The organism is Cellulosimicrobium sp. GQ32 (assembly GCF_059758455.1).
In genome coordinates, this window is record NZ_JCAXEP010000001.1 from 87,534 (window position 1) to 100,541 (window position 13,008).

A 13,008-nucleotide genomic window follows, 5' to 3' on the forward strand; every position below is an offset into this window, starting at 1 on the left:
GTCAGGGCGGGCCGGGCGGGTCAGAGCGGGCTCAGGGCGGGCTCAGGGCGGGCTCAGAGCGGGTACGCCTCGTACACGTCGGTGACGACGTCGGCAGGCCCGGTGGCCTGGAGGACCGCGGTGCCGTTGCGCCACGTGACGGTCGTCTGCCCGTCGGCCGCGGCCGTCACCGCGTACGTGCCCGCGACCTCTCCGGCGACCTCGACGTCGCCGGTGTCCGTCGGCTCGCCCGCCGCGGTGACGAGGTCCGCCGCGGCGGTCTCCGCCTCGGCGACCGTCGGCCACTGCCCGGCGAGCACCGTGACCGTCGTCGCGTCGTCGCCCTCGCCGTCCGCGTACACGAGCTCGTACGCCTCGAGAGCCCGGTCCGTGGACCACGCGTCCGTCGCCGCGTCGCTGCGCAGCACCAGGTCGAGCACCGTGTCCGGGAGCGCCTGCGCGAACGCGGACGTCCCGGTCCGGGCGGCGGGCTCGAGCGTCGGGGTGGGCGGGTCGGCGGTGACCGTGACCGTCGGTTCGGGGTCGGCCACGGCGTCCGCGCGCGCGAAGCCGGGCCATCCCCAGGCGAGGAGCGCGACCACGAGCCCGACGACCAGCAGCAGCCCGACGAGCACCACGAGCCGGCGCCGCCGGTAGACGGCCGCCGACGCGGGTCGGGAGTGGCGTCGGTCGCTCGCGCCCACGGCGTCGGTGGGTCGGCGCGCCGACGACCCCGCGGCCGTCGTGGGACGCGCCGGGGTGGCGGCGCGTCCCGTCGGGCCCCCGCCGTGCGGCTGGCTCATCGCGCGTACCTCCGCTGCTCTCGGTCCTCGCGGGCCGGGTCCTCGCAGGCCCGGGCTCTGCGGCCAAGCGTAGGACGCGCGCGTGCCCGACCCCCCGCGCTCGTGCGGGGTGTCGGGCACGCGTCGGCGGTTCACCCGCCCGTCATCCTCCGAGGGGCGGCAGGGTCGTCACCCGCAGCCCAGCGCGGCGTGCTCCGCCTCTGTCTCCGTCGTGACCTCGACGCCGTCGACGGTGCTCGTGGCACGCACCACGACGGGGCCCGCCTCGACCGCCGCCGCGCGGACCGCGAACGACTGGTAGGCGCTCTTCCCGGGGAGGACCGCCGGGAACGACCGCGAGCCGTACGGCGTCTCGAGCACCAGGTCGACCGGGGCGTCGTGACCGTGGGTGGCGACCACGGCGACGTAGGCCTTCCCGGCCAGGCAGCGCGCCTGCGCGGTGACGGTGACGGGCAGCTCGGGCTCGCCCGTGCCCGGGTCGTCCGCGAACGCCCGCCACTCGGTGACCGCCACCGCGGAGTAGGTCGTCCCGTCGCCGTTCGCCGCGAAGGTCGCGCGCAGCCGCGACGTGGTGACCGGGTCGAACGTCACGGTGTTGAACGCGGTCGTGCTCGTGCCGTATCCGGAGGGGTTCGCCACCGGGACCCACGCCTGCGCCGCCTCGTCCCAGTACTCGAGCACCCAGGAGTCGGGACGGACGACGCCGTCGCCGCTGCCGGGGTCCGAGTCCCGCCAGAACTTCAGCTCGGCGCCCGTGAGGCGGATCGGTCGCGACCAGTCGTACCGCACCCACTGGGTCGCGGGCCGGGTACCCAACCAGGTGCCCCAGATCTGGGCCTGGCTCGGGTTCGCCGGGTCGGCGCCGTCGTGGAGCGCCCCGACGCTGTTCCACCCGGCGGTGTACGACGCGCTCACCGTCGCGATCGGCGCGACGTTCCCGGTGAGCGGGCCCGAGATGTCCGCCGGGATCGTGACGGCCTTCGGCGTCTCGGCGTTGCCCGCGGCGTCGACCGCGCGGAACGACACCCGGTGCTGGCTCGTGTCCGGGGCGGCCACCGGGCCGTCGTACGCCCGCCACTCCCCGGTGCCGATCGCGTACTCGACGCGCTCGACCCCGGAGGTCGTGTCGGTCGCGGTGACCGTCACCGTCCGCGCGGCCTCGTCGAGCACGCCCGTGCTGACGGGCGCCACCCGGTCGATCCGGACGTCGAGCGCCGCCTCCGCCGAGACGTTGCCCGCTCGGTCTGCGGCCGTCGCGAGGACGCGGTGCTCGCCGTCGCCCGTCACGGCGACCTCCGTGGTCCGCGTGGGCTCCGTGCTGACCGGGGCGCCGTCGTCCACACGCGTGGTGAGGACCACACGCCCGCCCGAGTCGTCGGCTCCGTCGACCCGGACCCGGACGTCGGAGCGGAACCAACCGTCGCTGCCCGCGCTGCCGAGCGGCGTGAGGGTGGCGGTCGGCGCCGTGCCGTCCCCCTCCGCCGCCTCGGCGGGGATCACGGTGACCTCTGCGCTCACGCGACCACCCGCGTAGCCGAGCACGGACCCCTCGACCGAGAAGGTGCCGGGGGCGGCGACGTCGGCGGCGGTGACCTCGTCCCAGAAGGCGGGGACCTGGAGCGTCTCGCCGCCCCCGAAGGTCACCGGGACCGTGCCGGGCAGGGCGGACTCGCCCACCTCCACCGTCACCCCGGGCGGGTCGATAGCGGCGGGCTGCTCGGCGAGGACCTTCCACTCCTCGACGGCCACCGCCGAGTACGTGCTGCCGTTCGTCGAGGCGTCGAGGACCGCGCGCACCTGCGTCGTCGTGACCGGGTCGAAGGTCGTGTCCTGGAACCCGCTCGTCCCCGTGCCGTAGGCGCTGGGGTTCGGCACGTCGACCCACGCGCCGCCGTCGGACGCGTCCCAGTACTGGATGCGCCACGACGCGGGGGCCGCGACGCCGACGCCCGTGCCCTGCGGCTGGTCGTTCCAGAACTCGATCTGCGAGCCGGCGAGGCGCATCGGCCGGTCCCACGTGTACTGGACCCACTGCTGCGGCGGGTTGTTCCCCGTCCACGTGCCCCACATGTCCGGAGGCAGCGGGTTGGGCCGCACGACCTCGTCGTTGAGCGCCTTCTTCCAGTACTGCGTCGGCACGGGCTCGTTCGAGACCGTGACCGTCGCCTCCTGCGCGACGTTCGCGCGCGGCGTCGTGTCCCTGACCTTCGCCGGTGTCGTGACGACGGGCTTCATGCGGGGCGGCGACTGCGTGTCGTCCCACTCGACACGGTCGATCGCGACCGAGCGGCGGAAGTGGTTGCCGCCCTCGGCGTCGGCCGTGTGGTACGCGATCCACCACTCGCCGTCGAGCTCGAGGATGCCCGGGTGGCTCGTCGTCGAGGAGACCGGTGCGAGGACCGTGCCGCGGTACGTCCACGGCCCCTCGGGCGAGGTCGCCGTGCCGTACGCGATGCACGCGTGGTAGTTCGCCGGGGTGCACGACGACGTCGGCCCGGCGTTGTTCCCCGCGTACGCCATGTAGTACGTCCCGTCGCGCTCGAACGCCCACGCGGCCTCGAAGAAGCCGGTGAGACCGGTGACCGTGCGGACCTGACCGACCGGGGTCTTCATGTCCCGCGCGAGCTCGAGCATGCGCAGGTTCGAGAAGCTGCCCCACCAGACGTAGACGCGGGCGTCGTCGCCCTCGCCGTCGACCAGGATCGTGGGGTCGATGTTGTGGATCGTGTTCGGCGTGGGGACGCGCTGGGAGATGATCGGCGCGCCGACGTGGTCGGTCCACGGGCCCGTCGGGGTCTCGGACACCGCCACGCCGATGCCGAAGGCGTCGCTCGCCGGGCTGTTCGCCTCGTGCACCGGGACGTACCAGTAGTAGCGCCCGTCGACGCCCTGGACGACCTGACCCGCGTACGCGCGGCCCGGCGTCGCCCAGTCGAACACGTCCTCGGGCCGCATGAGCGACGGGTGGTGCGTCCACTCCCCCGCGTCCACGTCGCTCGTCACGAACGCGCCCCACTCGTTCATGACGAAGTCGTTGCGCGTCGGGCCGGCCTCGTCGTGGCCCGTGTAGATGTACAGCTGGTCCTCGCCCGTGGCGTTGCCCGGCGCGCCCGCCGGGACGACGAGCGGCGCGGGGTCGGCCGAGTAGTAGCTCCCGTCACCGAGGATCGGGTTCTCGGTGCTCGTGAAGGTGTACGGGTCCGCGGCGGCGGCCGGGCCTGCGGTCGCCGTGAGCCCGGTGAGCGCGAGCCCCGCGCTGAGCACGCCCGCGAGCGCGGCCCGGGCCGGGCTCCGGCCGCGCGACGGTCGGGTGGTCGGTCTGTCGGTCATGGCCTGCTCTCCTGACGGTCGGCCGCGCGCTGCGCGGACCAGCGGGTCGTGCGTGAGGTCGTGCGCCCCGGGAGTTCCCTCGGCCCCCGGGGCGCACGGTCGTGGAGCCCGTGCCGGCGGGCAGGGCGGCCGGGCGCGCGTCCGGCCGGCGGTGACGCCCCCGCGAACGGGGGTCGGACGCGTCACCGCCGTCGTCGTGGCACCGTCGTCGCGGCACCTCGTCAGGCGCGTCGTGGCGGTCGTGACGGGTTGGCCCGACGGCGCCGCGCACCTCAGCGTCGCGGCGTGCGGACCGTCGTCGCGCTCGCGTCGTCACGGGCGTGCACCTCTCGTCGTCGAGCCGGTCGTCCGGTGCCGACCCTGCCACACGCAGAAAGTACATCGCAATGGTTTTCGGTCTTGAGTCCGCTCTCGGGGCGCAGCGCTCCGTGCGCTCTTACCCCTGGGACGACGAGAAACCGCGAGATGGCGCGCAGAAGAGCGTCGCGGCCAGGTCGTGGCCGCGACGTAGAAGAGGAAACTCAGCCGACCCGGTTTTCGGACTGCGGCCCGTGCTCGCGGTGCCGTTCCGCGCGTGCGCGGGCGCGCGACGTGGCGATGGACACGAGCACGCCGACCACGACGAGGTCGAGCACGATCTGGATCATCGCCACGATCTTCGCCGCCTCGCCGACCGGGTGGACGTCGCCGTACCCGACGGTCCCGAGCGTCACCACGGCGAAGTACAGCGCGTCCGTGCGGTTCTCGATGCCGACGAACTGGTCGGCCATGAGGTAGTAGGCGAGCGCGAAGAACGTGACGACCGGGAGGAGCAGCCCCATCACCGACTGGACCCGGACGCTCGGCGTCCCCCAGGCACGGAGCTGGCGGCGCACCTGGACCACGAGGAGCGCGCACAGCAGGGCCAGCCCGACGGCGAACACCACGAGCTGGACGACCTCGGGGGCCTCGTCGGTCGGCAGCGGGATCCCGTAGTAGACCGTGAGGCACGCCGTCGTGGAGGCGACCGTGAGGATGAGCGTCCACCACGGGCTGTCGTGCGGGAGCCTGCGCATGCGCCCAGCATCCCGCGCGAGGGCGTTCCCGTCGCGGCGTCGCGCCGGTGTCGGCGGTCGTGGCTAGGTTGGGCGCGTGACGTCGTCGACCACCGCGGCCCGCTCCGCGGCTGCCAAGCGCTCCCGCCCCGCCTACCGCTGCTCCGAGTGCGGCTGGACCACGGCCAAGTGGGTGGGGCGCTGCGGGGAGTGCCAGGAGTGGGGCACGGTGACCGAGGACGCCCCGGCGGCCTCCGGCCCGCGCACCACCGCGGTCACGCCGACCCGCTCTCCCGCACGACCCATCGGGGAGATCAGCGTCGAGGCGGCGCGCGCCACCCCCACGGGCGTGTCGGAGTTCGACCGCGTGCTCGGCGGCGGCATCGTGCCGGGCGCCGTGGTGCTGCTCGCCGGCGAGCCGGGGGTCGGCAAGTCGACCCTGCTCCTCGCGGTCGCGAGCAACGTCGCGGCCGGCGGGTCGGACCTGCCGACGGTGCGCCCGGTCGGCGAGCGCGCGGCCGAGAGCGCCCGTCCGGCCCCGACGCCGCGGCGCGTCCTGTACATCACGGGCGAGGAGTCGGCGGGGCAGGTGCGGCTGCGCGCCGAGCGCGTCGGCGCCCTCGCGCCCGGCCTTCTCCTGGCGTCCGAGACGGACCTCGCGACGGTCCTCGGGCACATCGAGGCGACCGAGCCCGACCTGCTCGTCGTGGACTCCGTGCAGACCATCGCCTCCGCCCAGGTCGAGGGCGCGCCGGGCGGCGTGAGCCAGGTGCGCGAGGTCGCGGCGTCGCTCATCGCGGCGGCGAAGGCCCGCGACCTGCCCGTGATCCTCGTGGGGCACGTCACCAAGGACGGCTCGGTCGCCGGGCCGCGCACGCTCGAGCACCTCGTCGACGTGGTGTGCCAGTTCGAGGGCGACCGGCACTCGCGCCTGCGGCTCGTGCGCGCCGTGAAGAACCGCTACGGCCCGACGGACGAGGTCGGCTGCTTCGACCTCACGGAGAACGGGATCGTCGGGCTCGCCGACCCGAGCGGGCTGTTCCTCTCGCACACCGGCGCCGGGTCGCCCGGCACGTGCGTCACCGTCACGCTCGAGGGGCGGCGCCCGCTCGCGCTCGAGATCCAGTCGCTCGTGGTGCCGAGCTCCCTGACCAACCCGCGCCGGACCACGAGCGGCGTGGACTCCAGCCGCCTCGCGATGATCCTCGCGGTCATGCACCGCCACGCGGGCGTGCGTCTGGTCGACCAGGACGTGTACGCGTCGACCGTCGGCGGCGCCAAGGTCACCGAGCCCGCCGCGGACCTGTCGATCGCGCTCGCCGTGCTCTCCGCGCGCGAGGACGAGGCGCTGCCGCAGGGCACCGTGGCGTTCGGCGAGGTCGGTCTCGCGGGAGACATCCGCCCCGTCACGGGCCTCGACCGCCGCCTGGCCGAGGCCGCCCGCCTCGGCTTCACGCGCGCCGTCGTGCCGCGCGGGTCGTTCCCGCGCCCCGTGGAGGGCATGACGATCCTCCCCGCGCGTCACCTCGGCGAGGCCGTCGAGCTCGCGCGGACCTGAGGGCGCGGCCGGCGGAGGGTCAGCCGGACGACCCTCCGCCGGCGAGGGCCCACCACTGGAGCAGCATGATGGTCTTGCCGTCGACGATGCGGCCGTCGCCGATCATCGCCAGCGCGTCGTCGAGCGCGAGCTCGACGACCTCGATGTCCTCGCCCTCGGCCGCCACGCCTCCGCCCGTCCCCGTGCGGTCGAGCGGCGTGTACGGCGCCGCGAAGAAGTGCACCTTCTCGGTGACGGAGCCCGGGCTCATGTAGGCGGTGAAGACGCGTGAGACCGGCCCGACGGTCACCCCCAGCTCCTCGGCGACCTCGCGCCGGATCGCCGTCTCGGGGTCGTCGTCGTCCAGCAGGCCGGCGGCCGTCTCGAGGAGCATCCCGTCCGCGTGGTCGTTGACGTAGGCCGGGAACCGGAACTGCCGCGTGAGCAGGACGGTCGACCGTGCGGCGTCGTGGAGCAGGATCGTCGCGCCGTCCCCGCGGTCGTACGTCTCGCGCTGGAGCGTCTGCCAGCGCCCGTCCCGGCGCCGGAGGTCGAAGGTCGTGCGGCGCAGCACGTGCCATCCCTGCGACGTGAGCTCGACGTCGCGGACGACGACGTCCGGGTTGCGCCGCAGCCCGCGACCGGCCCGGTCGAGTCCCGTGCGGCCGCGGTGGTCGGGGACGTCGACCCCGGGGACGCCGCTCACCGGGCGCTCGCGGCAGAGATCTCGTCGCGGCGGGGCAGCTCGGAGACGTCGTGGTAGACGGGGAGGCCACGGGCCGTGGCGATCGCGACGTCCTGGTCGGCCCCCGCCGACTCGCCGGGCAGGCGCAGCACCGCGTCGCAGTGCTCCAGGAGGCGCTGCGCGGTCGGGTACAGCACGTCGGCCGCCAGGTCGTCGTCCACCGTGGCGCCCGCCGAGCGGAGGACGGGCAACGCCACCCACTCGCCGATCAGGGGGACGTGCCCCGCGGCGAAGACAGGCCAGGCCGCCTCCTCGAGACGGCGCAGGTTGGCCTCCATGGCGGCGTGGTCGCCGTCGGTCCCGGAGCGGTAGGGGCCGGCGATGAGGACGAGCAGGGGTCGGTTCATGCCTCTAGAATAGGCATGAACGTGCACGATCAAGAATGAACAAGGAGAAGCATGCTGGCCGCCGAGAGACGAGACCTGTTGCTCGCGACCCTCCGCCGTGACGGCAAGATCGTCGCGAAGACCGCAGCGGCGGAGCTCGGGCTCTCCGAGGACAGCATCCGTCGGGACCTGCGCGAGCTGGCCGCCGAGGGGCTCTGCCAGCGCGTGTACGGCGGGGCGCTGCCGGTCTCGCCGGCGGTCGCCGACTACGCGGGACGCCGGCAGGTCGCCGTCGCGGGCAAGGAGCGGGTGGCGGCGGCCGCGGTCCGCCTGATCGACCCCGGGAGCACCGTCATCCTCGACGGCGGGACGACGGCCCTCGCCGTCGCGGCGGCTCTCCCCCCGGACCTGCGCTGCACGGTCGTGACGCACAGCCCGACGGTCGCGACGGCGCTCGTCGAGCACCCGGTCGCCGACGTGATCGTCCTCGGCGGCAGGCTCTTCAAGCACTCGGCGGTGACCAGCGGGGCGGCGACGGTCGAAGCCGCGCAGCAGGTGTCGGCCGACCTGTTCCTGCTCGGCGTCACCGGCATCCACCCCGACGCGGGCCTCACCACGGGCGACCCGGACGAGGCCGCGACGAAGCGGGCCCTCGCCGCGCGCGCGGCCGAGACGTACGTGCTGGGCTCGTCGGAGAAGGTCGGGGCGGCGTCGCCGTTCCGCGTGGTCGGGTTCGACGACGTCGCCGGTGTCGTCACGGACGCCGACCCCGCGTCGGACGTCGTGCGCGCGCTCCGTGAACAGGTGCGCGTACTCCCCGCCTGACGACGTCAGAACGTGCAGGAACGTGCACGTCGCGGACCCGGGCCGTATCCCGCGACGCACAGCGCGACGACCGTCGTCGCGGCCGCGAGCAGCACGGCGAGCACCATGTGGGCACCGACCGCGACGACGGGCAGCCCGTGGCGCGCCTGGTAGAGCCCCAGCAGCACCTGGACGCCCTCCAGCGCGAGGAGCGCGAGGAGCCAGACCCGGACCGGCATGCGGCGCCCCCACGCCACGACGGTGAGCGCGACCGTGAGGGCCACGAGCGCGTAGCTCGGCCAGGCGTGCACGTGCTGCAGGAGCGTCGCGTCGAACCCGTTGCGGCCCGCCTGCTGGTCACCCGAGTGCGGCCCCGCGCCCGTGGTGAGGACGCCGAGGAGGATGGTCACGACCGCCGTCGTCACGAGGACGGCGGTCGCCACCCGGAACGCCGCGGGCGCGCGGTCGGTCCCGTCGTCCGCGGGGACGACCCGGAGGCGGACGAGGAACGCCGCGCACACGCACGCGAGGGCGACCGAGGCGACGTAGTGGAAGCCGACGACGAACGGGTTGAGCCCGGTGAGCACGGTCACCCCGCCCACGAGCGCCTGGGCCACGACGCCCAGCACGACCGTGCCCGCGAGCAGCGCGAGGTCCCGGCGCTCGTGCCGCACCCGGACGACCAGGAGCAGCACGACCACCGCGGCGACGCCGACGACCCCCGCCAGCGTGCGGTTGCCGAACTCGATGAGCCCGTGGACGCCCATCTCCGGCGTGCTCACGAGCGAGTCGGACGTGCACAGGGGCCACGTCGGGCAGCCCAGGCCCGACGACGTCAGCCGGACGGCTCCGCCGGTCGCGACGAGGAGCACCTGGACGGCGAAGGAGACCCACGCCGCCACGACGACCCTCCGGTCCAGCCGGTCGGGCAGCCGTCGCCACCACCGCCGCAGCACGGGCTCCCCGACGTCCGCCCGGTCGGCCGACCGCTGGTCCGCACTCATCGGCCCACCGCGCCCAGGAACGGCACGAGCGCCTCGGTGATGCGCTCCCGCGCCTCGTCGTCCGAGATCGTGGGCGTCCCGTCGCCCGGCTGCGCCCCGTAGTCGCCGAACTGAGCGTGCGTCGCGCCGTCGATGCGCACGCGCTCGGCGCCGGGCGGCATGAGCGCCAGCGACGAGGTGATCGACTCCTCGTCGACGAGCCCGTCCCGCGTGCCCGTCACGGTGAGGGCGGCCAGGTCGGAGCGGCCGGAGAGGTCGCCGAGCGAGCAGTACGACGCGAGCAGGACGAGGGCGCGCACCTCGTCCGACTCGGCGTACGTGCACGCCCGGACGCCGCCCATGCTGTGCCCGCCCACGGCCCAGGCGTCGACCTCGGGGGCGAGCGCCGCGAACGCCTCGAACGGCCGGCGCTCCAGCAGCGCGAGGTGGAGGAACGGCTCGACGAGGACGACCGTCGTGCCCTGCGCGGCGACCTCCTGGAACGTCGCCACGTACGCCTGCGGCTCGACCTTGGCCCCGGCGAGGAACACGAGACCGCTGCCGTCGCTCTCCCCCGCGGGGCGCAGGACGACGGCGTCGCCGCGGTCGTCCAGGCGGACGCGCGGGTCCTCCTGCACGGCGGCGAGACCCGCCGGCTCGGCGGCGAAGGTGTCGTCGGCCCACACGAGGAAGGCCCCGACCGCGACGACGAGGAGGCCGAGCAGCGCGAGCGCGACCGTGACGAGCACGCGGCGGACCCGCGACCGCCGGGGTGCGGGTGGCGTGGCGGGGGAACGGTCCGGCAGCGGGGCGTCGTCGTCGAGGGCGTGCTGCGCCGGGGGCGCGAGCGGGGAGGGCATGGGCGACTCCGGGAAGGCTAGATGGTACGGTTACCGTAGCATCTAGCGCTGGGAGGGATCCGATGAGCCAGCACCCCGACGCCGGGCCGGCGTTGTCGGTCCACCTGCTCCGGGACCTCCAGGACGCGATCGGCGAGGCCACGTCCGCCCTGGCGCACCGGCTGCGGATGAGCGCCACGGACGCCGCCGCCCTCGAGCACGTCGCACTGGCCGACCAGCCCCTCGGCCCCGGGGAGCTCGGCGCACGGCTCGCCGTCACCCGCTCGTCGGCCACCGAGGTCGTGGACCGGCTCGCGCGCGCCGGGCACCTCGAACGCGTCCGGGACGAGACGGACCGACGCCGGTACCGCCTCGAGCCCACCGCCGCCGCCCGGTCGCGCGTCCGTGCCGAGCTCGACCCGCTCCGGCGTTCCCTGGACTCCGCCGCCGACGGCTTCTCGCCCGCGCAGCAGCAGGTGATCGCCGCGTACCTGCGCGCGGTGACGTCCGCCTACCGCTCCTACGCGGCCGCGCCGGACGACGCCCCGGCGTCCCCCGCCCCCGCCGGTGGCCCCGGACGGCGCGGGCGCTAGCCCGCCGGACACGTCGAGACCGGATCGTGACCGGATTGTGGCCCGCTGCCGCGGGTTCCCGGGGGTGAAAGAAGGCTCACAGCGTAGGATTCCTCCGTGGCCAACTCCCCCGCGCACCCCGACGAGATGCTCCGGGAGACCCTTGCCGCCGTGGCACCCGGGACCGAGCTCCGCGACGGTCTCGAGCGCATCCTCCGCGGTCGGACGGGTGCGCTGATCGTGCTCGGCCTGGACAAGGTCGTCGAGGAGATGTGCTCGGGCGGGTTCGTGCTCGACGTCGGCTTCTCCGCGACGCGCCTGCGCGAGCTGTCCAAGATGGACGGCGCCGTCGTGCTCGACCGCGACGCCAACCGCATCCTGCGCGCAGCCGTGCAGCTCCTGCCGGACCCGACGATCGAGACGACCGAGTCCGGGACGCGGCACCGCACCGCGGAGCGCGTCGCCAAGCAGAGCGGCTTCCCCGTCATCTCGGTGAGCCAGTCGATGCGGATCGTCGCCCTGTACGTCGGCGGCCAGCGCCACGTCCTCGAGGACTCCGACACGATCCTGTCGCGCGCCAACCAGGCGCTCGCGACGCTCGAGCGCTACCGCGCCCGCCTCGACGAGGTGTCCGGCACGCTGTCCGCGCTCGAGATCGAGGACCTCGTCACCGTCCGGGACGTGTGCGCCGTCGTGCAGCGTCTCGAGATGGTCGCCCGCATCTCCGAGGAGATCGCCGGGTACGTCATCGAGCTCGGCACCGACGGCCGCCTCCTCGCGCTCCAGCTCGACGAGCTCATCGGCGGCATCGGCTCGGACCGCGAGTTCGTCATCCGGGACTACGTCGACCTGGGCCGCAAGGACCGCTCGCTCGCGGAGGTGCAGAAGGCCCTCGGCGGCCTGGACTCGACCCAGCTCCTCGACCTCGGCCAGATCGGCCGCGTGCTCGATCTCCCGGGCGGCGGCGACGCGCTCGACGCCGCCGTCGCGCCCCACGGGTACCGCCTCCTCTCGAAGGTCCCCCGCCTGCCCGCCACGATCATCGACCGCCTCGTCGCGCACTTCGGCGGCCTGCAGAAGCTCCTCGCGGCGAGCATCGACGACCTCATGACGGTCGACGGCGTGGGCGAGCAGCGGGCCCGCGCCGTGCGCGAGGGCCTCTCGCGGCTCGCGGAGTCGAGCATCCTCGAGCGCTACGTCTGATCCACCTGACCGTCCGACCGACGAGCCCGCACGGAGGGGGACCGTGGACCACGTCGACGAGTGGTCGGCACTGGCCGACGCCTGGGCGCGCTGGTGGGCGCCCGCGGCGGCCCCGGCGCAGCAGGCGATCCTCGACGCCGCGAACGTCGGTCCCGGCTCCCGCGTGCTCGACGTCGGGTGCGGCACCGGCGAGCTCGTCGCCATGGCCCTCTCCCGTGGCGCGGACGCGGCAGGCTGCGACGCCGCGGCCGGGATGATCGACGTCGCGCGCCGGGTCGGCCCGGACGCGGACCTGCGCGTCGCCCAGGCGGAGCGCCTCCCGTGGCCCGACGACGCGTTCGACCTCGTGACGCTCGTCAACGCCCTCGCGTTCACCGACGTCGCCCAGACCCTGAGCGAGTGCCGTCGCGTCGGCGAGCTGGTCGCCGTCGCGACCTGGGCCGAGGACGACCTCAACGACCTCACCGCTCTCGAGCGAGCAGTCGCCGGGGAGGACCACGAGCCGAGCGACGAGAGCCGCGAGGAGGGCCATCTCGGCACGCTCCTCGCCGAGCACGGCTTCACCGTCGTGGCGGAGGGGCTCGCGGACGCCCCGATGCTGCTCGGCGACGCGGACGAGGTCGTCGCCGCGATCATGTTCGGCGAGTCGGACGACCTGCGCGCCGAGCTCCGCCCCGACGTCCTCGCCGCCGCCCGCCCCTTCCGCCGCACCGACGGCTTCTACCTCCTGCGCAACGCCTTCCGCTGGGCCCTGGCCCGCCGCTGACGCACTCCCGACCCGCCGAGGGAGAACCGTGGTCAGGTCTCAGACCCACCTGGTCGGGTGCGCGGCGCGGATGGACTCGGCGCTCGG

12 protein-coding genes are annotated in these 13,008 nt (G+C 74.8%); 5 read left to right on the plus strand and 7 right to left on the minus strand.

The window, feature by feature from the left end:
• Nucleotides 1-53: 53 nt before the first annotated feature.
• The 3 genes from AC6CH9_RS00365 to AC6CH9_RS00375 form a co-directional block, all read right to left on the minus strand.
• Nucleotides 54-782: a hypothetical protein gene (locus AC6CH9_RS00365; protein ID WP_498153124.1), complete on the minus strand. Its 729-nt coding sequence runs from the start codon at nt 780-782 to the stop codon at nt 54-56.
• A gap of 168 nt (nt 783-950) precedes the next feature.
• Entirely contained in the window at nt 951-4,112 is a 3,162-nt protein-coding gene (locus AC6CH9_RS00370; RefSeq protein ID WP_498153125.1) for a family 43 glycosylhydrolase, read from the minus strand.
• 521 nt (nt 4,113-4,633) lie between these two features.
• Nucleotides 4,634-5,167: a potassium channel family protein gene (locus tag AC6CH9_RS00375; protein WP_498153126.1), complete on the minus strand. Its 534-nt coding sequence runs from the start codon at nt 5,165-5,167 to the stop codon at nt 4,634-4,636.
• Between the two features lie 76 nt (nt 5,168-5,243).
• Between AC6CH9_RS00375 and AC6CH9_RS00380 the strand changes: the two genes are divergently transcribed.
• The gene (locus AC6CH9_RS00380) at nt 5,244-6,704 is read left to right on the plus strand and encodes a DNA repair protein RadA (protein ID WP_498153127.1); all 1,461 of its coding nucleotides are present in this window, start codon (nt 5,244-5,246) and stop codon (nt 6,702-6,704) included.
• A gap of 19 nt (nt 6,705-6,723) precedes the next feature.
• On the opposite strand, the gene AC6CH9_RS00385 is transcribed toward AC6CH9_RS00380, so the two are convergent.
• Nucleotides 6,724-7,389 (minus strand): NUDIX domain-containing protein, encoded by a 666-nt coding sequence (locus AC6CH9_RS00385; RefSeq protein WP_498153128.1) that lies wholly within the window; start codon nt 7,387-7,389, stop codon nt 6,724-6,726.
• Complete coding sequence (locus AC6CH9_RS00390; protein WP_498153129.1) at nt 7,386-7,775, minus strand: DUF4406 domain-containing protein; 390 nt, start codon at nt 7,773-7,775, stop codon at nt 7,386-7,388. Before AC6CH9_RS00390 ends, AC6CH9_RS00385 begins: the two co-directional genes overlap by 4 nt.
• A gap of 51 nt (nt 7,776-7,826) precedes the next feature.
• On the opposite strand from AC6CH9_RS00390, the gene AC6CH9_RS00395 reads away from it, so the two are divergent.
• Nucleotides 7,827-8,579: a DeoR/GlpR family DNA-binding transcription regulator gene (locus AC6CH9_RS00395; protein ID WP_498153130.1), complete on the plus strand. Its 753-nt coding sequence runs from the start codon at nt 7,827-7,829 to the stop codon at nt 8,577-8,579.
• Between the two features lie 5 nt (nt 8,580-8,584).
• Here AC6CH9_RS00395 and AC6CH9_RS00400 read toward each other — a convergent pair whose 3' ends face one another.
• Together AC6CH9_RS00400 and AC6CH9_RS00405 are read right to left on the minus strand one after the other, a co-directional pair.
• The gene (locus AC6CH9_RS00400) at nt 8,585-9,562 is read right to left on the minus strand and encodes a COX15/CtaA family protein (RefSeq protein WP_498153131.1); all 978 of its coding nucleotides are present in this window, start codon (nt 9,560-9,562) and stop codon (nt 8,585-8,587) included.
• A complete protein-coding gene (locus AC6CH9_RS00405; protein ID WP_498153132.1) occupies nt 9,559-10,401 on the minus strand; it encodes an alpha/beta hydrolase in 843 nt (280 codons plus the stop codon). Before AC6CH9_RS00405 ends, AC6CH9_RS00400 begins: the two co-directional genes overlap by 4 nt.
• A gap of 62 nt (nt 10,402-10,463) precedes the next feature.
• Between AC6CH9_RS00405 and AC6CH9_RS00410 the strand changes: the two genes are divergently transcribed.
• The 3 genes from AC6CH9_RS00410 to AC6CH9_RS00420 all read left to right on the plus strand — a co-directional run bounded on the left by AC6CH9_RS00410 (nt 10,464) and on the right by AC6CH9_RS00420 (nt 12,921).
• A complete protein-coding gene (locus AC6CH9_RS00410; protein WP_498153133.1) occupies nt 10,464-10,973 on the plus strand; it encodes a MarR family winged helix-turn-helix transcriptional regulator in 510 nt (169 codons plus the stop codon).
• A 96-nt stretch (nt 10,974-11,069) separates the two neighbouring features.
• Complete coding sequence (disA, locus tag AC6CH9_RS00415; protein ID WP_389279269.1) at nt 11,070-12,155, plus strand: DNA integrity scanning diadenylate cyclase DisA; 1,086 nt, start codon at nt 11,070-11,072, stop codon at nt 12,153-12,155.
• Nucleotides 12,156-12,198: 43 nt separating this feature from the next.
• Nucleotides 12,199-12,921, plus strand: a complete 723-nt coding sequence (locus tag AC6CH9_RS00420; protein WP_498153134.1) for a class I SAM-dependent methyltransferase — start codon at nt 12,199-12,201, stop codon at nt 12,919-12,921.
• The last annotated feature ends 87 nt before the right edge of the window (nt 12,922-13,008 follow it).

Bases quoted from the DNA above. Each gene is read 5' to 3' on its own strand.
- AC6CH9_RS00365 (WP_498153124.1), bottom strand. From the start codon at position 782: ATGAGCCAGCCGCACGGCGGGGGCCCGACGGGACGCGCCGCCACCCCG.
- AC6CH9_RS00370 (WP_498153125.1), bottom strand. From the start codon at position 4,112: ATGACCGACAGACCGACCACCCGACCGTCGCGCGGCCGGAGCCCGGCC.
- AC6CH9_RS00375 (WP_498153126.1), bottom strand. From the start codon at position 5,167: ATGCGCAGGCTCCCGCACGACAGCCCGTGGTGGACGCTCATCCTCACG.
- AC6CH9_RS00390 (WP_498153129.1), bottom strand. From the start codon at position 7,775: ATGAACCGACCCCTGCTCGTCCTCATCGCCGGCCCCTACCGCTCCGGG.
- AC6CH9_RS00395 (WP_498153130.1), top strand. From the start codon at position 7,827: ATGCTGGCCGCCGAGAGACGAGACCTGTTGCTCGCGACCCTCCGCCGT.
- AC6CH9_RS00400 (WP_498153131.1), bottom strand. From the start codon at position 9,562: ATGAGTGCGGACCAGCGGTCGGCCGACCGGGCGGACGTCGGGGAGCCC.
- AC6CH9_RS00405 (WP_498153132.1), bottom strand. From the start codon at position 10,401: ATGCCCTCCCCGCTCGCGCCCCCGGCGCAGCACGCCCTCGACGACGAC.
- AC6CH9_RS00410 (WP_498153133.1), top strand. From the start codon at position 10,464: ATGAGCCAGCACCCCGACGCCGGGCCGGCGTTGTCGGTCCACCTGCTC.